The sequence below is a fragment of the Streptomyces sp. DSM 106670 genome (genome assembly GCF_055792845.1).
In genome coordinates, this window is sequence record NZ_JBSNCL010000002.1 from 112,116 (window position 1) to 129,383 (window position 17,268).

General features: G+C 72.1%; 17 protein-coding genes and 1 pseudogene. 7 read left to right on the forward strand and 11 right to left on the reverse strand.

Annotation, left to right across the window (positions count from 1 at the left end; genetic code table 11):
* Positions 1 to 15: 15 nt before the first annotated feature.
* Together ACSMXR_RS36620 and ku are read right to left on the reverse strand one after the other, a co-directional pair.
* Complete coding sequence (locus tag ACSMXR_RS36620; protein ID WP_473172607.1) at positions 16 to 939, reverse strand: ATP-dependent DNA ligase; 924 nt, start codon at positions 937 to 939, stop codon at positions 16 to 18.
* Between the two features lie 40 nt (positions 940 to 979).
* The gene (gene ku, locus ACSMXR_RS36625; protein WP_473172608.1) at positions 980 to 1,918 is read right to left on the reverse strand and encodes a non-homologous end joining protein Ku; all 939 of its coding nucleotides are present in this window, start codon (positions 1,916 to 1,918) and stop codon (positions 980 to 982) included.
* A 396-nt stretch (positions 1,919 to 2,314) separates the two neighbouring features.
* Here ku and ACSMXR_RS36630 point away from each other — a divergent pair, with 396 nt between their 5' ends.
* On the forward strand, positions 2,315 to 2,887 hold the full coding sequence (locus ACSMXR_RS36630) for a hypothetical protein (protein WP_473172609.1): 573 nt from the start codon (positions 2,315 to 2,317) through the stop codon (positions 2,885 to 2,887).
* A gap of 30 nt (positions 2,888 to 2,917) precedes the next feature.
* Here ACSMXR_RS36630 and ACSMXR_RS36635 read toward each other — a convergent pair whose 3' ends face one another.
* The 3 genes from ACSMXR_RS36635 to ACSMXR_RS36645 form a co-directional block, all read right to left on the reverse strand.
* Positions 2,918 to 3,937, reverse strand: coding sequence for a DNA polymerase Y family protein (locus ACSMXR_RS36635; protein ID WP_473172610.1), 1,020 nt, complete (start codon positions 3,935 to 3,937; stop codon positions 2,918 to 2,920).
* Entirely contained in the window at positions 3,934 to 7,398 is a 3,465-nt protein-coding gene (locus tag ACSMXR_RS36640) for a DNA polymerase III subunit alpha (protein WP_473172611.1), read from the reverse strand. Before ACSMXR_RS36640 ends, ACSMXR_RS36635 begins: the two co-directional genes overlap by 4 nt.
* Positions 7,399 to 7,802: 404 nt before the next feature.
* Positions 7,803 to 8,225: a hypothetical protein gene (locus tag ACSMXR_RS36645; RefSeq protein ID WP_473172612.1), complete on the reverse strand. Its 423-nt coding sequence runs from the start codon at positions 8,223 to 8,225 to the stop codon at positions 7,803 to 7,805.
* A 124-nt stretch (positions 8,226 to 8,349) separates the two neighbouring features.
* Between ACSMXR_RS36645 and ACSMXR_RS36650 the strand changes: the two genes are divergently transcribed.
* On the forward strand, positions 8,350 to 9,171 hold the full coding sequence (locus ACSMXR_RS36650) for a hypothetical protein (RefSeq protein ID WP_473172613.1): 822 nt from the start codon (positions 8,350 to 8,352) through the stop codon (positions 9,169 to 9,171).
* Between the two features lie 180 nt (positions 9,172 to 9,351).
* Here ACSMXR_RS36650 and ACSMXR_RS36655 read toward each other — a convergent pair whose 3' ends face one another.
* The 4 genes from ACSMXR_RS36655 to ACSMXR_RS36670 form a co-directional block, all read right to left on the reverse strand.
* Complete coding sequence (locus tag ACSMXR_RS36655) at positions 9,352 to 9,690, reverse strand: hypothetical protein (RefSeq protein WP_473172614.1); 339 nt, start codon at positions 9,688 to 9,690, stop codon at positions 9,352 to 9,354.
* Between the two features lie 306 nt (positions 9,691 to 9,996).
* Entirely contained in the window at positions 9,997 to 11,190 is a 1,194-nt protein-coding gene (locus ACSMXR_RS36660; protein WP_473172615.1) for a hypothetical protein, read from the reverse strand.
* 151 nt (positions 11,191 to 11,341) lie between these two features.
* Positions 11,342 to 11,908, reverse strand: coding sequence for a GNAT family N-acetyltransferase (locus tag ACSMXR_RS36665; protein WP_473172616.1), 567 nt, complete (start codon positions 11,906 to 11,908; stop codon positions 11,342 to 11,344).
* Between the two features lie 15 nt (positions 11,909 to 11,923).
* A complete protein-coding gene (locus ACSMXR_RS36670) occupies positions 11,924 to 12,712 on the reverse strand; it encodes a hypothetical protein (protein ID WP_473172617.1) in 789 nt (262 codons plus the stop codon).
* 65 nt (positions 12,713 to 12,777) lie between these two features.
* On the opposite strand from ACSMXR_RS36670, the gene ACSMXR_RS36675 reads away from it, so the two are divergent.
* Both ACSMXR_RS36675 and ACSMXR_RS36680 read left to right on the forward strand, forming a co-directional pair.
* Positions 12,778 to 13,158: a hypothetical protein gene (locus tag ACSMXR_RS36675; protein ID WP_473172618.1), complete on the forward strand. Its 381-nt coding sequence runs from the start codon at positions 12,778 to 12,780 to the stop codon at positions 13,156 to 13,158.
* Complete coding sequence (locus ACSMXR_RS36680) at positions 13,155 to 13,364, forward strand: hypothetical protein (protein WP_473172619.1); 210 nt, start codon at positions 13,155 to 13,157, stop codon at positions 13,362 to 13,364. The genes ACSMXR_RS36675 and ACSMXR_RS36680 overlap by 4 nt, the downstream gene beginning before the upstream one ends.
* A gap of 784 nt (positions 13,365 to 14,148) precedes the next feature.
* On the opposite strand, the gene ACSMXR_RS36685 is transcribed toward ACSMXR_RS36680, so the two are convergent.
* Positions 14,149 to 14,532 carry a hypothetical protein gene (locus ACSMXR_RS36685; RefSeq protein WP_473172620.1) on the reverse strand — a complete coding sequence of 128 codons (384 nt, stop codon included), beginning with the start codon at positions 14,530 to 14,532 and terminating at the stop codon, positions 14,149 to 14,151.
* Between the two features lie 331 nt (positions 14,533 to 14,863).
* Between ACSMXR_RS36685 and ACSMXR_RS36690 the strand changes: the two genes are divergently transcribed.
* The 3 genes and pseudogenes from ACSMXR_RS36690 to ACSMXR_RS36700 all read left to right on the forward strand — a co-directional run bounded on the left by ACSMXR_RS36690 (position 14,864) and on the right by ACSMXR_RS36700 (position 16,236).
* Positions 14,864 to 15,361: a hypothetical protein gene (locus ACSMXR_RS36690; protein ID WP_473172621.1), complete on the forward strand. Its 498-nt coding sequence runs from the start codon at positions 14,864 to 14,866 to the stop codon at positions 15,359 to 15,361.
* A gap of 47 nt (positions 15,362 to 15,408) precedes the next feature.
* A pseudogene (locus ACSMXR_RS36695) lies at positions 15,409 to 15,625 on the forward strand (hypothetical protein).
* Between the two features lie 236 nt (positions 15,626 to 15,861).
* Positions 15,862 to 16,236: a hypothetical protein gene (locus ACSMXR_RS36700; RefSeq protein WP_473172622.1), complete on the forward strand. Its 375-nt coding sequence runs from the start codon at positions 15,862 to 15,864 to the stop codon at positions 16,234 to 16,236.
* A 137-nt stretch (positions 16,237 to 16,373) separates the two neighbouring features.
* Here ACSMXR_RS36700 and ACSMXR_RS36705 read toward each other — a convergent pair whose 3' ends face one another.
* Complete coding sequence (locus ACSMXR_RS36705; RefSeq protein WP_473172645.1) at positions 16,374 to 17,093, reverse strand: HNH endonuclease family protein; 720 nt, start codon at positions 17,091 to 17,093, stop codon at positions 16,374 to 16,376.
* Positions 17,094 to 17,268 lie beyond the last annotated feature (175 nt).

The window sequence follows — 17,268 nt, forward strand, 5'->3', positions numbered from 1 at the left end:
CGGGCCTCGGCCTGGTCAGGTGATGCCGTCGGGTGCGAGGTCGGGGCGCAGCCGGTGCCAGGAGGGGTGGCGCAGGCGTCCGGCGCGGGTGCGGGAGGTGTACCGGACCTCGCCGACGAGCCGGGGGAGTACCCACCGGGCTCCGGTCACCGGCGGGACCTGGGCGAAGGGGCAGGTGTCGATGGCTGCCACGTGAAGGAGTCCGGCGAGGCGGGCGCGTTCGGCCTCGTTCCAGCCGGTTCCGACGCTGCCTGCGTAGTGCAGCAGCCCGTCGCGCCGTTCGCCGACCAGGACGGCGCCGGGCAGACCGGCCAGCCGGCCACGCCCGGGGACCCACCCTCCGATCACGACGTCGGCGAGGCGGTGGACCTTGACCTTCACCCAGGACTTCGACCGCGCGCCGGGCATGTACCGGGAGTCTCGCCTCTTGCAGAGCAGCCCCTCCAGTCCGGCGGCCCGTACCGTCTCCCAGGCCTCAGCCCCGTGCCCGGTGATCGCTGCGGGCGTCGACCACGCCGGTCCGTCCAGCCCGAGGCCCTCCAGGAGACCACGACGTTCCGCCCACGGGAGGCCGGTCAGGAGCCGGCCGTCGAGGTGCACGACGTCGAAGATCATCAGGTGCGCGGGCAGTCGCGCGGCCATGCGCGCCGCTTTCGCCGGGGCGAGCCCCATCCGCTGCTGGAGCCGCTCGAAGTCGCTCCGGCCCTCGTCGAGCGCGACGATCTCCCCGTCCAGGACCGCGGGCCGCCCGCCGAGGACCGTGGCGAGGGGGAGGAGCTCGGGGTACGCGGACGTGATGTCCGCCCCTGACCGGGCCCGCACGAGCATCGTGCCGTCGCCGGGGAGGTAGATCATTGCCCGCTGGCCATCTTGCTTCACCTCGAACGCCCACCCGTCCTCGACGGCGGCCGACGGGAGTGCCCCGGGCGTCGCGAGCATCGGTTCGATCCTCGGCAGCGCCGTCGGCGCAGGGTGAGAATCAGGAGGCACTGCGCTTCTTCGTGGCCGTCTTCTTCGCAGGCGTCTTCGACGCCGTGGTCTTCTTCGAGGCGGCCGTCTTCTTCGCTGGTGTCTTCCGGGCGGTCTTCTTCGACGGCCGCATCTCGTGCACGGTGGCGTCCTCGCCGTCCTCCCCGCGGGATTCCTTCGCGGCCGCGACCGAGGCGTTCAGGGCGGCCATGAGGTCCACGACCTCGCCCTTCTCCTGTGTCCCGTCCTCGGCAGGAGCGGGCAAGGGCTTGCCCTCCGCCTTCGCGGCGATGATGTCCTCCAGGGCCTCGCGGTACGCGTCGTGGAATCCGGACAGGTCCTCGATCGTCATCTGCTCGGCCAGCTGGAGGGCCTGCTCGACCTCCTCCTCGCTGACCTCGACCTCGCGCGGCGCCGTGACATCGTCGGGGCTGCGGACCTCGTCGGGCCACTTCATGGAGTGCAGCACGATCGCCCCTTCGCGGATCCGCAGCAGGCCCAGGCGCTCACGGCCGTGCCACGCGAACTTGGCCACCGCGACCTTCGAGGACCGCTGCAGGGCCTTGCGCAGGAGGGTGTAGGGCTTGGCGGCGACCTGCCCGTCGGCGGCCAGGTAGTAGGAGTCGCTGATGCGGACCGGGTCGATCGTGTCCGCGTCGACGAACGCGGCGATCTCGATCGCCTTCGCCGTCGGCAGCGGCATCTGCTCCAGCTCCTCGTCCGTCACCGGGACCGTCTGGTCCTTCGCGATCTCGTAGCCCTTGCCGATCTCGTCCTGGGACACGACCTCGCCGTCGATCTCGCAGACCTTCCGCGTTCGGACCCGGCCCATGTCGGTGAGGTGCACCCGGTGGAAGTGGACGTCGTGGTCCTCGGTCGCGGACACGATCTTCACGGGGATCGTGACCAGCCCGAAGCTGATGGCACCGGCCCACAGCGGCCTCGGCATATCTACCTCCACGCCCCCTCAGCGGATGTCGAGCAGCGGAGCAAACCGGAGCGCCGGGCGGAGCGCGCCCTGGACCGCAGCCCGCACCTCGATCCTCACGCCGCGCCGGGCGGCCCGCATCTCCACCGCGCGCCGGTGCCCACCGCGGCCGGGCGCTGGCGCTGGCGCTGCTGCTGGCACGAATGACCGCCACGTCGTACGTACGCCCCGGGGCGACCCAACAGTGACGGCGGTTGTCACCGGTACGGGTATTCGTCGCCCGGCGACCGGAGAACTGGGGCAGGGTCGGAGTGCACACCCACGGGCATATGCCAGCCCGAACGGAAGGGTGCGCGTGCTGTCCGGGGCGACCGGACGGTCATGGGTGCAGCAGCGGGCGAGAGGCAGGCAGGGACCATGTGGTCGACCGAGGAGTTCGGGGCATCGCACGAGGGGCAGCCCGGAGTCGTGCTGGCGGACGGGACCGAGCCGGGGCCGGTCTTCTTCGATACCGGCAGTGGGCCGGACGTGCACCAGAGCGCCTCCTGGTGGGTCTACGACGGCACTCTCCGGGCGCCGGTCGCGGCGCAGCTGCGCGGCGCGTGCTCCTGCGGCTGGCGCGGCGAGCGCCTCTACCCGATCGACTGGGACCAGGTCGACCGCCGGGAACCCTATGCGTACGACACCACGGGCCCGGAGGACGACTGGGAACGGCACATCGCCGAGGTCGAGGCCGGCGCTGCCCCGCTGCCCGACGACGTCGCCGCGCTCCTCGCCCAGGTCCAGGAGCGGCTCGACACGCTCGCGGACACCGCCCCGCTCGCCGCGCTCCGGGCCGTCGCCGCGCTGGAGCGGACCACACAGATCATCGGCCGGGTCGCCGCGAACCTCGCGGCCGCCGACGACCCGGCAGGGGAGCGGACCGGCCCCGCCCTGGGTATCACCCCGGACAAGGCCCGCTCCCGCCTCGTGCACTACGGCCTGCGCTGACTTTCAGCCGCCGGTAGATCGGGCTGGCGATCACGCTGAGCGTGCCCGGTCGTGCTGGCCCGCCCCGTCGGCGAGGGCCGCCGGTTTGATCACGTCGGTTCCGTAGCGTTGGCGGGCGCGGTCCTGGACGGCCTCGATGAGCAGGGCCTTGTCGAGGGTGTGGTCGAAGGCCAGTTGGCGGGTGGCGTGTTCTGCGGGGCGAAGGTGTTCCGCCCGTAGCGAGATGCTCCGGACGCGGGCGCGCTGGAGGCCGAGCGTGTCGTAGAGGTCGTACGCGCAGCGGGCCAGGAGCGTGGTGTGGTGGGTGGCCTCGGCCAGGGTGCGCGTGCGGGTGGTCGTTGATCCGTCGGCGTACCGGACGGTGATCGTGAGACCGGCGGCGGTCTGGGCGTCGGTCCGCATGCGGGTGCCGAGCTGTCCGGCCAGGTGAAGAAGCGCCCGGCGGTGGCGGCCCGGGTCGAGCTCGTCGCGGTCGAAGCGGTGCTCGGCGGTCGTGGAGCGGGCGACGGGCTCGGTGACCACGGGCCGTGGGTCGCGTCCGTGGGCGCGGTCGTGGAGGAGGCGTCCGGTACGCGCGCCGAGAAGGCGCTGGGCGGTGGCGACGGGGAGGTCGGCGAGGCCGCCCACGGTGTGGACGCCGTACTGGGACAGGAGCCGGGCGTTGCTGGGGCCGACGCCGGGCAGTTCCCGGATCGGTCGGGGCCGCAGGAACGTCTCGACCTCGGCGGGGTCGACGGTGCGCAGCTGCCCGGGAGGAGTGAGGGCGCAGGCCATGGTGGCGGCCATGCGGGACGGCGCGGTCGCCGCGGCGGCCCGGACGCCGTGGTGTGCGGCGGCCCGGAGCTGGATGAGCCGGGCGATCTCGGACGCGTCGCGGTCCCAGAAGCGCAGGGCGCCGGTGACGTCGAGGACCGCGCTGTCGGGTTCGAGGAGCTGGACCTGCGGGGTGACCTGTTCCAGCAGGGGGCGCAGGTCCTCCAGGCGGACGTGGTCGGGCAGTTCGAACCGGAGGTGGACGACGTGCCGCAGTTGCCGGGCGGTGGTGGTCATCCGGGGCTCCCGGGGCTGCGGTGGCCGAGTCGGCGGAGGTCGGCGGAACGGGTGCCAGCCGGTTGGAGGTCCGCGTAGGGGTGGAGCCGGGCCCCTGCGGTGCCGTCGGTCAGGGTCCGCCCCGCGCTCGGGCTGGGGCCGGCGGGGGTGGGCGCCGGGGTGGTGGTGCCGAGGAGGTCGAGGGCGGCCTGGGGGCCGTGATCGCGGCGGGCGGTGGCGACCTGGTCCAGGTCCCAGGCCTGCTCGCCCACGACGGTGCGGCGCGGCCCGCGGGCGGTGACCGTGCCCCTCACCAGCAGCAGCCCGGAGTGGAAGACTGTATGCGCGCACCGTTCGTGCGAATCTTGAAAGAACGCCAGGTCAACGAGTCCGCTTCCGTCTTCGAGGGTCACGAAGATGATCCGCTTGCCGGACGGGATCGGCGGGGTCTGGGTGGAGGCGCGGACCCCGGCGACCAGTACCTTCTGTCCCGGGTGCATGGCGGCGAGGTGCGCGGCGTCGGTCGCTCCGAGCTCCCGCAGCAGCCGGTGATGATGTTCCATCAGATGGTGGGTGGCGTCGATGGACAGCACTTCCAGCTCGGAGTCCAGGGTGTCGCGGCTGGTCATCTCCGGCAGCCCGCTCGGGGTCGTGGTGACCAGCTCGCCGCCGAGCGGGAGCTGCCCTTCCCCGGCCCGGCGGCCGCGCTGGTGACGGTGGAGCTCCGTGGCCTGGAGCAGGAGGTCGCGGCGGTTCAGGGTGCCGCGCAGCGTGTCCAGCGCGCCGATCCGGATGAGGCGCTGGACGGTGGGCAGCGCCGGGCGGGCCCGCTGCCACAAGTCCTGGAGCGAGGAGTACGGGCGGCCCGCGGCGAGCCGGGCGGCCTCGTCGGCGCTGATGCCCTTCACCCCGGACAGCGACAGCCGCACGCCCCACCCCCGCTCGGTCTCCACGACTCGGTACGCGGTGTCGGATTCATTGACGTCGACCGGGAGGACCGGCACGCCGAACTGCTTCGCGTCCTGAACCAGCACGCGGGGCGCCCACATGCCAGGATCGTGTTCAAGCACCCCCGCGAAGAACGCGGCGGGGTGGTGCGCCTTGAGCCAGGCCGACTGGACGGCCGGGATCGCGAAGGCCACCGCGTGCGCGCGGCAAAATCCGTACGCCCCGAACTCCTTGACGGTCTCCCAGACCTCGTCGATCACGTCCGGGCTGTAGCCGCGTTCGCCGGCGCAGCGGCGAAACCACACCTCCACCTTCGGCAGCCGCTCGGCGTCGGCGAGTGCGCGGCGGGCCACGTCCGCGGCGGCGCGGTCGCAGCCGGTCATCGTGGCCAGGATCATCATGATCTGCTCGTGCCAGATCACCACCCCGAAGGTGTCGTCCATGATCGGCACAAGGTCGGGATGCGGATAGCGCGGCTCCTCGATCCCGTGGCGGGCGGCGATGAACTTCGCGGGCATGCCGCCGGCGACCGGCCCGGGGCGGAAGAGCGAGATGTCGGCGATGACGTCTTGCATGTGCCTCGGCTGGAGTCGCGCGATGAGATCTTGCTGACCTGAGCTTTCGATCTGGAAGCAGCCCAGCACCTTTCCGCTGCGGATCAGCTCGAAGGCGGGCACATCGGCGAGGTCGACGTGGTCGGGGCTGTCGAGATCGAGCTGCCGGCCGGTCGTACGGCGGATCTCGGCGACGGCGTGCGCCATCGCGGACTGCATCCTCACCCCGAGGACGTCCAGCTTCAGCAGCCCGTAGCCGCCGAGTTCGACGTCTTCCTTGTCGGCTTGGACCATCGGGTAGCCGCCCGGTGTCGGCTGCACCGGCACCCGGTCCAGGAGCGAGCTGTTGGAGAGGATGACGCCGCAGGGGTGCATCGCATACCCGCGGGGGAGTCCGTCGAGGCCTTCCGCCAGCTCCCACAGTAGTCCGTACTCGCCCGCCCGGGCAGCGAGGCCGCGCAACTCGGGCAGCTCGGCGAGAGCGGAGCGGATGTCGCGGGCCCGGATGTGCGGGAACGCCTTCGCGATCTCGGCGATCTGCTGCGGCGGCATCCCGAGGGCGAGGGCGGTATCCCGCAGGGCGTGCCGGGCTCTGTAGGTCTCCGGCATGCCCGTCACCGCGACCCGGGAGCGGCCGAACCGTTCGAAGATCTTGTCGTAGACCTCCAGACGGCGGGCGGACTCCACGTCCAGGTCGATGTCGGGCAGGCTGGTGCGCCGCTCGGACAGGAACCGCTCGAACAAGAGCCGGTGCTCCAAGGGGTTGGCCGTCGCGACGAACAGCGCGTGGTTGACCATGCTCCCGGCACCGGAGCCGCGCGCGGCGACCCGGATGCCCATCGACCGGACGTCCGCGACGACCTGCGCCACCGCCAGGAAGTACGCCTCGTAACGGAGACGGCCGATCACGCCGAGCTCGTACTCCAGCTGCGCCACCGCCCGCTCGTCGCGCTCCAGACCGCGGGCGGTCATCCCGGCCTCGCACCGCTGCCGCAGCAGCCGCATCGCGTCCCCCGGCTCCCGGCCGGCGCCGACGGCCTCCGGCTCGGGGAAGTGCGCACGGCCCATCCCCAGATCGGCGACCGGGTCGACGCGGCAGCTGTCGGCCGTGGCCGCGGTTTCGGCGAGCAGCGCGACCGCCCGCTCCGGCCCGGCACCGGCGGCCTCGGCGATCCGCCCGGCGACCTCGGCCATAGCGTCGGGGCCCTTGAGCCAGCGCTCCCCGCCGTCCAGGACCCTGCGGTCGATCGGGCGCAGCAGGCGCGCGGCGTCCAGGACGTCGGCGATCCGGTGCTGAGCGGGATCGGCGTAGCGGACCGCGGTCGACACGACCACCGGCACCTGCTGTTCGTCGCCGAGCTGGAGCGTACGGGCGGCCAGGCGCAGCGAGCCGGGGCCGGTGCCCTGGCGCCCGAGCCACACCGCCTCCAGCCGCAGCCCCGCACCGGCGACCGCCCGCCACGGCTCCAGCAGCCGCCCGGCCACGTCCGGCCGGCCCGCGGACAGCGCCCGCACCGGCTCGGACACCGGCCCCAGCATCACCACCAGGTCCTCGCCCGCGAGATGCTCTTCCAGCACCGGCCACGAAACCACCGGCGCCCCGCCCACCGGCGCGGCGTGCGCGGCCGACACGATCCGGCACAACCGCGCCCACCCCGCCCGGTTCCGCGCGAGCAGCGTGACGCGGTACTCCGCCTCGACGACATGGGCCCCGCCCCGTACCGGGGTACGGCGGCGGGCCCCAGGGGCGGCGGCCGACGCGTACGGGGCCACGGCGACGTCGACGCCGAACACCGGCCGGACGCCGGCCCGTCCGGCGGCCGTCGCGAAGCGAACAGTTCCGGCCACCGTGTCCCGGTCGGTCAGCGCGAGCGTGCCGATGCCGCGCTCGGCGGCACGAGCGACCAGTTCATGCGGGTGCGAGGCCCCGAAACGGGCCGAGTACCCGCTCGCGACATGCAGCTGGACACCTCCACCCATCACGCACCTCCGTCAGAAACCCCCAAATCGTCATCAACCTACTGGCCGAAACTCCACCGTACCGAACAAGTATTCGAACGCGCCAGCGCGAAGGGCCGCGTCCAGGTCCGAGGCGGCAAGCGCGCGACCGGCGCCGTCACGGGACGGCGCCGGTCTCAAGGTCACCGCGACGCCGCTCTCATCGGGCGCCCCGCCCCGACCGACCAGACAAGTGAAAACGCGGACTCCAATCCGATCCGGTGATCCAGAAGGCTGCGGACCGGGGCATGAAGCTGGCCAGCTCAGCGACCTGGCGGCTGGTCTTGAGAAGCTCGGTACGCCGCCGCACTTCGAGCACATCGAGATGGCTGACAGGCGCGCTGAGCACCTTCTTGCTGGATGACGGAGACTTTCGGGTGGGGCCGTCAGCGGCCGTACGCCGAGCGGCAGAGACCGACGACGCCCCGTCCGACGCCGCTGTGCGCCGCAGACCGGCACAGGGCGCGCATGTCGCTGTAGGCCGTGGCCGCCTTCGGGCGGGCGGGGCGCGGTGTCGCGCGCGGGGGTGCGGCGGGAGCGGTCCGGGCCGCGCGGGGGTTCTGCGGCGCCGGCCGCGCCTTCACCGGTTCCGGTTCCGGTTTCGCGTGGTTGCGCGGCTTCACGTCATCGGTGCGGGCCAGCTCCTCGCGCCCAGGAGCCTGATGGGGGAGCGGGTCGGGAGCCGGCGGGGTTGTGTGCACGGAGGTGGTGGAGGCCGGAGTCGCGGGAGGAGCGGGCGCCGGGACGGCCACGCAGGCCGACGTGGCGAGGAGGGCGGGGAGAGCGAGCAGAGCGGCGAGGCGAGGCATGTGATCACGGTGGCGCAGGGCTGGGCCACCGTGGTGTCCGGCGCGAGCGTGGTCACCGGGACGAGTGAACGGGGACGATCTACGTCACCAGAACCCCGGGGGAGACCGCGTCGTTGGACAGGGCATGCCTCGGTTCCGTCCCGTCCTCGCGTCCGTCCCCGATCCCGGGGAACACACGGTCCGGGGAGTCGCGGCCCGGCTCCGGGCCGCAGCAGCGATCCAGGCCTCCGGGCTCGGCCGGGCCGACGAGCTGCTGGCGCTGGTGGAGGCCGGTGCCCTGGAGCGCGGTGCCGAGGCCGTGGTCGACCGGGCCGACGACGGGGACCCTGCTCCCGAAGCCGCCGGCGGGTACGCGGAGGGCTGGCGGGACGCCGTGCACGCGGTCGCCGCCGAACTGCTGCGCCAAGCGGCCGTGCTGGGGGACCGGGCCGGTGATGCTGCCGAGGCCCCGGCATTCCTCCCCACCGCGTACGAGCAGGGGCCCGCACCGGTCTACGGCGCCGGGCAGGTGCCGAGGACCCTGTGGACCCGGCAGCAGCTCCAGGCAGCGCGGATAAACCTCCACCCGGGGCAGGCCCCGGCCGCGTACGAACGAGGCCCTGGTGCCCGGCTGATTCCCCGCTACGCGCCGGGCCGCGCCGTACCGATGCGCCGCCAGACTCCACTGGAGCTGCGGGAGATGGCCCGCTGGCGGGTGTGCCGCCGCTGCCGGACCGCCTCCACCAACCTGCTGGGCGAGGACGGCCTGTGCCGCCCGTGCATGGACGAGCGGCACGGCCGCACCTGCTGGCGGTGCGGCACGCTCTGGCAGCTCCCGCTGGCGCTGCGGTGGGAGGAGCATCCGGTGTGCCACGGGTGCGAGGAACGCCTCCGTACCGCCCACCGCGTCGCCATGGCCCTCGCCTACCCGCCGGTGGCGTCCGTGCTGAACTGGTCACAGGGCTGACGGGGGCACCGTCATCGGCGCCCAGGCCCAGGCTGTCGTACGGTTCCGGCCGACGGTCCGCCCGGTGTCGAGCGCCCCACGAAGGGGGACTGATGCGCACCGACACCGACAACGCCCTCGCGTACGACGTCGGCCCGCGCGCCGTCGACTTGAGGGAGAGCGTCCGGTAGGGGCGTCGTCCTAGCTCTGCGCCGGAGCCTGGGCGGCTTGGGCAAAGTGCATGACGACTCCCTTCGCCCCGGCTGCGACTTCGTCGATCAGCTCGAAGCCGCGGGGATCGTCCGGGTGGTTACGGACCCAGATCATGGCGTGGCTGATGATCTGGTTGATGTCGCTGGGGCGCAGAAAGATGGCCTCGCCGGTGTGGAGCGGCTCGGGGGCCTTTCGCTGCCACAACCGGTAGTACCGGCCCTCGGCATCGTTGAAGCCGAGGTGCCGGTCGCCGTGCGTGTTGATCAGGTGAGTGGTGAAGGGCAGATCGTTCGGGCCCGGTTGCCAGGGCTGCTCGTGCTGGCTCAACGTGTCCTCCGTCGGTACGTGGTGATCACGACGTTGCCGAGTGTGCCAGCGCGGGGCGGGGCGGTCTGGGGTTGCAGGTGACCGGATCGACGATGGGAAGCAACCGTGCCGCTCAGCAGCGGACGCTGCGATGACTCTGTGGCTGCCACTGGCCGTTGGCTTCCTCGCCTCGCTCAGCAGGGCCCGCCGACAGGTCGAGCGGCAGCTCGCGCTGTTCTCGGTGGTTGCCAGGCTCACCGCACGCGACTGACCGGACCCAGGATTACGCCTTCTCGTCCGCCCTACGCACATCCCGCCCCGGCGGGGTCAGCACCCGTGCTTGTCGAGCACCACCCGGGTCGCCCGATCGAGCGGACGCAGTGGATGCGCAGAGCCGTTCTCGGCCGGTCCGAGGCGCAGCGTCGTTCCTCCGCTCGCCGGGGTGACGGTCAGCACCCCGTCGAGGACCGTGGCCTGGACGGCGTCGGACCGGTAGAAGCTGGCGGCGAGACAGCCGTCCGCGTACTGGCGGTTGTAGCGGTCGTACGGCCCCGCGAAGAAGTAGTTCGCCACGGGCCCTTGGCCCTGCCACACCAGGACCGCGAGCAGGGCCCCCACGATTCCGGGCACCGCCGCCCGGGGGCCTGATGTCTTGAGGAGTTTCGGCCCGAGCCGGGCGACGAGCCCAAGGCCCGCAAGGGCGATGAGGACGGCCGCCAGGAGCAGCAGCTTAAAGTCGTGAAGCAGGTGGGCAGCCATCCCGAAGGTGAGGGGCACCGCCGCGCACGCGAGAACCAGCCAGCTCAGCCCGGCCATGGTCATGAAGTCGAAAAGGCCGAGCTTCGCCGGCCAGGTCGCGCGGTCCGGGACCAGCTGCCGCTCGCGCCCCACCCAGCGTCCGGCACCGCGCAGCCGCCCGGGCTCCGGAGCTACTCCTCCGGCCCGGCGGTCGACGAGGAGGGCAACGACCGCGTCGCCGAAGGCGATCGACCGTTTGTGCACCGCGAACCGGTCGGACGACATCTGATCCAGCTCGTCCTCACGGCCCGGGATGACCCGTATGCCGCTGCCCCGGGCGAAGGCCGCGTTGACCGGGTGCCACGGGTTGGGGAAGCCGGGAAGGGTGGGTACCGATCGGCCACTCCCGAAGTCCCCGGATTCGTCGGGGATGTACGACTCGTAGAGCCGGTCACGGGTCCGGTTGCCTCGGAGACTGGCCTGCAACGCCTCGGCCTGGACCGCGACTTCGGCGAGAAGAGCGTCGGAGGGGACACTGCGCATCCGAGCCAGATCGGCGTTGCTCGGGATGGCCCGCCACACGCCGCCGAACCGGCCCACGGCCCGGGACTGCCACTCGTCGCGGAAGCATGGCCAGACGCGGGCGACCGGCAGTCTCCTGGGCGGCTGCCGGTCGGCGAGGTGCGCACGAAGAAGCGCGTTCGCGCTGCGCAGGTAGTCCGTCTCCGCCGTGTAGGAGACGGCCACAGCAGTTTCGCGCTCCTCGATGGAAGCGTCGTCCACCCGCTGGGCTGCTGCCCGGGCGGCATCACCCTGGGCTCGCAATTGGGCGATAGCCCGATACCAACGGCTCACTGAACCCCTCATTCGGTACGTCGTGTGGTGCAGGGGCCCGAGACTACCCAGGCCCGCGGCGATTACTCATTCGCCCTGATCAGGGGCGGAACGGCGGAGCTGAGGCTGCGTACTCGTGGTCGATGATGGAGTGGGTCACCGAGTCACGCCACCGGCCGTCGCGTTGGACGTGCTCGCGGATGTAGCCCTCCTCCCTGAGCCCGGCGCGTTCCATCGTCCGGGCGGAGGCGGTGTTGTGCGGCGAGCGTGCTCCCCATACCCGGTGCAGGGCCAGGTCCTCGAAGGCGCAGGCGATGAGGAGCCGTACGGTTTCGGTGCCGTAGCCGTTGCCCCAGGTGGCGGGGTTGAGGGCGAAGCCGAAAGTGGCGGCGCGGGGTTGGTGGGGGTCCAGGGCGAGGCGTCCGAATCCGATCAGCCGGTCGTCGGCGGTGCTGGTGACGGCCAGGGCGTACTCCTGGCGCGGGTCCACGGTCGCGGACGTGATCGAGCGGGCGACGATCGCTTCGACGTCGTCGCGAGTCCGCGGGGTGAAGGACATGTGCTCCGTGGCGCGGACGTCGCCGTAGATCGCGAAGACGCCCTCTGCGTCCTCGGGGCGGAGCTCGCGCAGGTGAAGGCGCTGGCTGTGGCGGCTGATCGGATACATGGCAGGACTCTACGGTCAGCGCGGCAGCGCCTTGAGCGGGGGACTGGAAGGGGAGAACTGGGTGATTTCCTCGGTGAGGTCCCGGGCGAGGAGGGAGCTGCGGGCTGGGCTGCGGGTCAGAGCGTGGTGCACGCGGTGGGCGGAGACGACGATGCCGCGGTTGCGTTGTGACCGAGGCAGGTCCAGCACGGGGCGCAGTGCGTCGGCGGCGCCGTCGAGCTGGTCGTCGTTCAGCCGGATCATCGCCAGGTTGCAGCGGGAGCCGGCCTCGTCCCCGAACGCCCAGTGCGGGGCGGATCGGTCGCTGAAGGCTTCCACCGCCCGCTCCGCCTCCGTGACCGTGCCCGCCGTTCCGTGCCCGAGCAGCACTTCGGTCTCGACCCGGTAGTAGAGCTCCTTCTCGGTGGGGAAGGTCAGCAGCCCGCCGAGCTCGTCCAGGTCGTCCGGCTCGACCACCTCGCGCAGCCGGGCAGCCTGTTCGACGGCGGAGGCGGCCCCGGCCTCGTCGCCGACGAGGGCTGCGGCACGCGCCTCCAGCGCGGGCAGCCAGACCCCCACGGTCCCCCGGAGCTGCGGGTGCTCGGCCGCGCCCTTCCGGGCGTGGAAGAGTGCGTCCGCGCCGTATCCGGACCAGTAGGCGATCAGGCTTTTGAGCCCGTAGACGAGGGCCTCCAGAGCCGGATGCTCGGCCTTCTCGGCACTGACGCCGGCGGCGCGCGCGTGCATCATCGCCGAGCCGCTCTCGCCGAGGTCGTGGCAGGCCTTGGCCATGTGCCAGGACAGCAGCGTGGAGAGGAAGTACAATGGAGATGCCGCCGCCTCCTGGGTGAACCTGTCCTCCGGGGGGACCGAGACGTGAAGGAGCAGCGATGGACCGACCAGCGGCATGGGCCGAGGCCACGCCACCGGACCTCTACACCGTGCAGTGCGACGTCGACCATGCCCTGTCCCGTCGCGTCGAACTCCCGCCGCGCAGCGTCATCGACTCCGGAATCGACGCGCTTGTAGGACACCTGAACCGGTACATGGACTACGACTACGGGCAGGACAACCGCGAGCGCGCCGCCGTCGCCGTGCGGAACCTGTACCGGATGGCCGAACGCAACCTCGACCTCCCCGTGCGCCCGACCCCCGAGACCAGCCACCGCGTCGCCTACGTCTACTGGCACACCATCGCCAACCTCACCGCCGCGTTCCGCGACCTCTACCTCGCCCACAACCGCCCAGCAGATCAGGAGCTCCCGACGTGACGCGCACCGCCCAGATCCCTGCCCCCCGAACGACGTTGCCGGGCGCGGACCTGGAGCGCGTCACGTTCGAACAGGCCAAGGGGTGGCGCTGCCCCCTGTGCAACGACACCCTCACCGCCGACCGGCTGCTCGGCACGTTCACCGCCGAAACCGGGCTCCTGACCGAACCCACCGAACTGTGGGCCTGCGCCCCCCGATGCCGGTAGCTTCAGCACTTGGAGCACTCACGGCCCGTGACCGGCCCCTGGCGCTCTCCCCCCGTAGGGAGCCAGGGGCCCTCCCACGCCCGGCATCTACTACGCACGCTCGCGCCGCCGCCCCGTGCCCCCGGCCGTCATCGGGGAGCCAGTGAAGCGAAGCCGTGCCGTTTCGACCTCGGCTGACCGGGGCGTTCCCGGTGAAATGCCGCAGGGTATGGCAGGGGTGACACCGGAGTGTCGTACGATCGGGGCGGCGGGGAGTTGTCCGCCGAGAAGCAAAGAGAGCCAACCACCGGTTGCGACCCGGTAGCCGGCCCTCTCCGCAGGTACTGCGGTTACTGAGCCCGGCCGTGTGGAATTCGGCCGGGCTCAGTCATGTGACTGGACCGGCATCGAACGTCCGGGGTCATTCGCTCGGTTCTCAGCCGAGGTACTGCAGTACGTCGATGATCAGCGCGACCACCGAGATCCAGTCCACCACCGCCTGAAAGATCGACGGGCGGGTGCGGCAGGCGCACGGTTCCTCCGAGCTCATCGTCCGATTCCTTTCGTTGACCCCAACCGGCCCTGGGGAAGGGCCCGCACCGGTGTGGTGCAGTCTGTGAGGGGTCAACTCTTGGAAGCGGGCTCTACTTTAGGCGATGCCCACGATCCGCATGTACCGAGACCACAACTTCTGGGTGACTGGAGCAGTCCAACCACCAGATCTAGGGTTCAGCCCTTCGTGGTGTGGTTCTCGACCGGCCGGGTTGCCGCGAGTCCCGCCGACTCCGACTTGTGGGCCGGGTGTTCAGGTGCGGTCGATGATCTGCACGCACGCCGTACGGGAGCTGCCCTGGTAGCGGGCGCAGAGTTTGCCGTCGGGGAGGGCGCCGGGGGTGAAGGCGGCGATGAGCTGGCCGCGTGAGCGGCGGGCGGTGAGGGTGTAGCGCTGGCCGCCGGGCTCGGTGATGTGCACCGTCGCGGTCCGCTTGCTCTGCGGCGGGTTGGTCCAGGCCGTGGTCACCCTGCCCGGGTTCTCGCTGCCCGACTCTCCGTTCGTGGAGATGCAGACCTGCGGGCCGGAGAGGTGGTGTGTGCAGGCGGAGGCGGCGGCGTGCGCGGGGACGTCCAGGGTGGTGGCGAGCGCGGTGGCGGTGAGGACCACGGCCAGGACACGGAGAAGACGATTCATGCCGGGTCAAACGATCGTCGCCCGGATGCGGCACGTCGCCCGCTCTACCTGTCGGTCGAGATCCCTCCGCCCCGACGTCTCGGCTGCCCCCGGACGGGAAGAGCCGGCCCCAACTGTCGGCCGTGCTGGCCGCCCGCGTCGGTACGGCGGTCCTCGACGACGTTCCCGCCACGGGGGAGCGGCGGGTGGGCGACGAGACATACACGGCGTTCGATGCCGAACCGGTGGTCGAAGTGCTCGCCGGTTCGGGCCGTCACGGCACGCTGAGCGTCGACGGGCCCGCTGAACGGCGGCCCGTGCCTGTACGGCGGTGGTGCCGGTTGTTCCGGGTATGACGATCGCGTATCTGCCTGTTCCTGCCGGGCCTCCTGACGACGTGCCGCTGTACGAGCCGTGGGAGGGGGAGGCCGAGGCCCTGGCGACGGCTGCGGATGCCGGCCGCCGGGCGGCTGCGTGGATCCGGTCTCTGCCCGGCCCGCCGGTCCCCGCCCCGACCGGTGACTGGCTCGCCGGGACGCTCCCCGACGCGATTGAGGCCGTGATGGGCAGCCTCGACCCGGCGGACTGCGACCGCCGGGGCCCGGACGACCGGTTCATCCACGGGACCGGTGGTGCTGACCCGGCCATGATGAGGACCCTGCACGCCGTCCCCTACCTGATGCCGGAGCTGGACTGGCTCACGCTGGACCAGCAGGTCCGGCTCCTGGCGGTGACCTCCGCAGTCTCCGGCACCGTGGAACTGCTCGCCGCCGATCCGGGCACCGCGATCCTGCACGGCCTCCTGGTCCGGCACAGCGCCCTCATCACGCACGCCGCCCGTACGGACTGAGCAGTCCCGGCTCGCACAAAAATTCGAACAAGGTTTCTAGTGGGAGTATGGACCGCTTCCCCTTCCCCGACGACCTGATCCGCGCCCAACAGCAGTGGCACGCCACCTACCGAGCCCTCGCCGTGCCCCGCCCGCGCCATGCCACCGAGCTGCGCCGCCGCCTGCTCCACCTGTCCGTGCGGTCCGGCGGGGTGGAGTCCGGCGGCCCGGGTCGAGCTGCGGCGGCGGGCCGGTGACGACGACGACCGGCGGGCGACTGCGTGAGCCGGAGCCGTGCCCGGCCCGGTCGGGCACTATCAGTGAGCCTTCGACGCCGATGCGGCACGGCTGACCAGGGTGGGCGGGCGTCATAGCAGGTCAGTGATTTGCGGCTTCCCGCCGATCGGCGGGAAGCCGTCGCTGTACGTCACTTCGGTGACGTACGCCGGGGTTGACGACGTACGGGCCGGCCGCCGGGCTGACCGGCGCTGCTGGCCGGTCGGCGGGCGTACGGTGGAAGGGTGAGCGGGTACGCCGAGTGGTTGGCCCGGTCTCGACGGCAGACTCTGTACGAGGCCGCGCGGCTCACTGCGCGCGCGGAGCGTCTGGTGCGCGACGACGGGGACGTGGATGTCGACGACGCCCTGGCCTTGATCAGACTGAGCGCGAGTGTGTACCACCATGCTCGCCGGGACGGGGTGCGTCAGGCGGTGAAGGCGGGGGCCACCGTGGGGGAGGTCGCGATTGCCCTCGGGATGTCGATTGTCGACACCCGGGCCCTCATCGGCCAGATTCGCGAGCGTGACCGCCTCCTCGCGGAGAACAGCCGAGCGGGCTCCGTGAGGGCCTTCAGGAAGGGGTCCTCTCCGCGGCGGCCCGGTCGCACGGCTGGATAGGGTCGGAGCAGACCGCGCCGTATGGGTGTGCGGGACAGGCCCGGGTCCCCGGAGTACGGCTCGGGCCCCTGATGCCGGAGGGGGCCCGCCTCCTCCGGCACCGGGCCTTTCGGCGGCCAGGGGCCGCCTGATCCTGCTCAGGCGGCGGGTTCGTACTCGACGGTCGAGTCGGCGCACGGTCCGGCGAGGTCGAGGAGGGCCGCCTGCTCGGTCTCGTCGGCGGCCAGCTTCCAGCGGAGCTTGGTGGCGGTCCAGTCGACGAGGTACGTGCACGTCGCGGACGCGGCGGGCGGCATCCACTGGGACGGGTCGCGGTCGGCCTTCGACCGGTTCGTCTTCGCGGTCACCGCGACCAGGGAGCGTTCCGCGTCGAGGTCGTTGGCGTAGGCCTCACGGCGTTCGGGTGTCCAGTCGTAGGCGCCGCTGTCCCATGCCTCCGCCAGGGGCACCATGTGGTCGATGTCGAGGCGCTTCGCGTCGGTCACCTCGACCTCGTCGTAGTACGACAGCCAGCTGCCCCCGCTGAGCGTGCACCGGTCGCCCTGCTCCGGAGCGGTGACCGCTTCGGCGATCAGGACCTCCTGCCGGGTGGGGCAGCCGTCGCCGTCCTCATCGACCCAGTGCTTGAAGCTGTCGCGCTCGTAGCCGGCGCGCTTCTCCTCCGCGACGGGGATCTTCTTGATGGCGTCCGCGAGCGTGAGCCCGCCCCCCTCCGGCGCTCCGCCGGGTGCACCGGACGGCGCGGTGGTGCCGGACGCGGAGGGCTTGGGGTCGTCGGCCTCCACGCTCTGGGCGGAACAGGCGGTCAGGGCGGCGGCGGTGAGCAGGACGGCGGGCAGGAAGCCGAGGCGGCGCAGCGTCACGGGGGTCACTCCAGCAGATCGGGGGACTGATGCGGCCTCATACTCGCAGCTCAGCACTGGTGGTGAGGTCCCGTCATTCGATCGAGCGAAAGGCGCGCCCGCGCCCCGTTGCTGCTTCTTCCCCGTGCGGCCCGCCGCGGTGCTCCGATGCGCGGGTATGGCGTCCGGG

What these genes read in the sequence shown, in the direction of transcription:
- ACSMXR_RS36690 (WP_473172621.1), top strand. Translation starts at nt 14,864, where the DNA reads ATGACGATCGCGTATCTGCCTGTTCCTGCCGGGCCTCCTGACGACGTG.
- ACSMXR_RS36640 (WP_473172611.1), bottom strand. Translation starts at nt 7,398, where the DNA reads ATGGGTGGAGGTGTCCAGCTGCATGTCGCGAGCGGGTACTCGGCCCGT.
- ACSMXR_RS36665 (WP_473172616.1), bottom strand. Translation starts at nt 11,908, where the DNA reads ATGTATCCGATCAGCCGCCACAGCCAGCGCCTTCACCTGCGCGAGCTC.
- ACSMXR_RS36635 (WP_473172610.1), bottom strand. Translation starts at nt 3,937, where the DNA reads ATGACCACCACCGCCCGGCAACTGCGGCACGTCGTCCACCTCCGGTTC.
- ACSMXR_RS36685 (WP_473172620.1), bottom strand. Translation starts at nt 14,532, where the DNA reads ATGAATCGTCTTCTCCGTGTCCTGGCCGTGGTCCTCACCGCCACCGCG.
- ACSMXR_RS36650 (WP_473172613.1), top strand. Translation starts at nt 8,350, where the DNA reads ATGCCTCGGTTCCGTCCCGTCCTCGCGTCCGTCCCCGATCCCGGGGAA.
- ACSMXR_RS36675 (WP_473172618.1), top strand. Translation starts at nt 12,778, where the DNA reads ATGGACCGACCAGCGGCATGGGCCGAGGCCACGCCACCGGACCTCTAC.
- ACSMXR_RS36645 (WP_473172612.1), bottom strand. Translation starts at nt 8,225, where the DNA reads ATGCCTCGCCTCGCCGCTCTGCTCGCTCTCCCCGCCCTCCTCGCCACG.
- ACSMXR_RS36630 (WP_473172609.1), top strand. Translation starts at nt 2,315, where the DNA reads ATGTGGTCGACCGAGGAGTTCGGGGCATCGCACGAGGGGCAGCCCGGA.
- ACSMXR_RS36620 (WP_473172607.1), bottom strand. Translation starts at nt 939, where the DNA reads ATGCTCGCGACGCCCGGGGCACTCCCGTCGGCCGCCGTCGAGGACGGG.
- ku (WP_473172608.1), bottom strand. Translation starts at nt 1,918, where the DNA reads ATGCCGAGGCCGCTGTGGGCCGGTGCCATCAGCTTCGGGCTGGTCACG.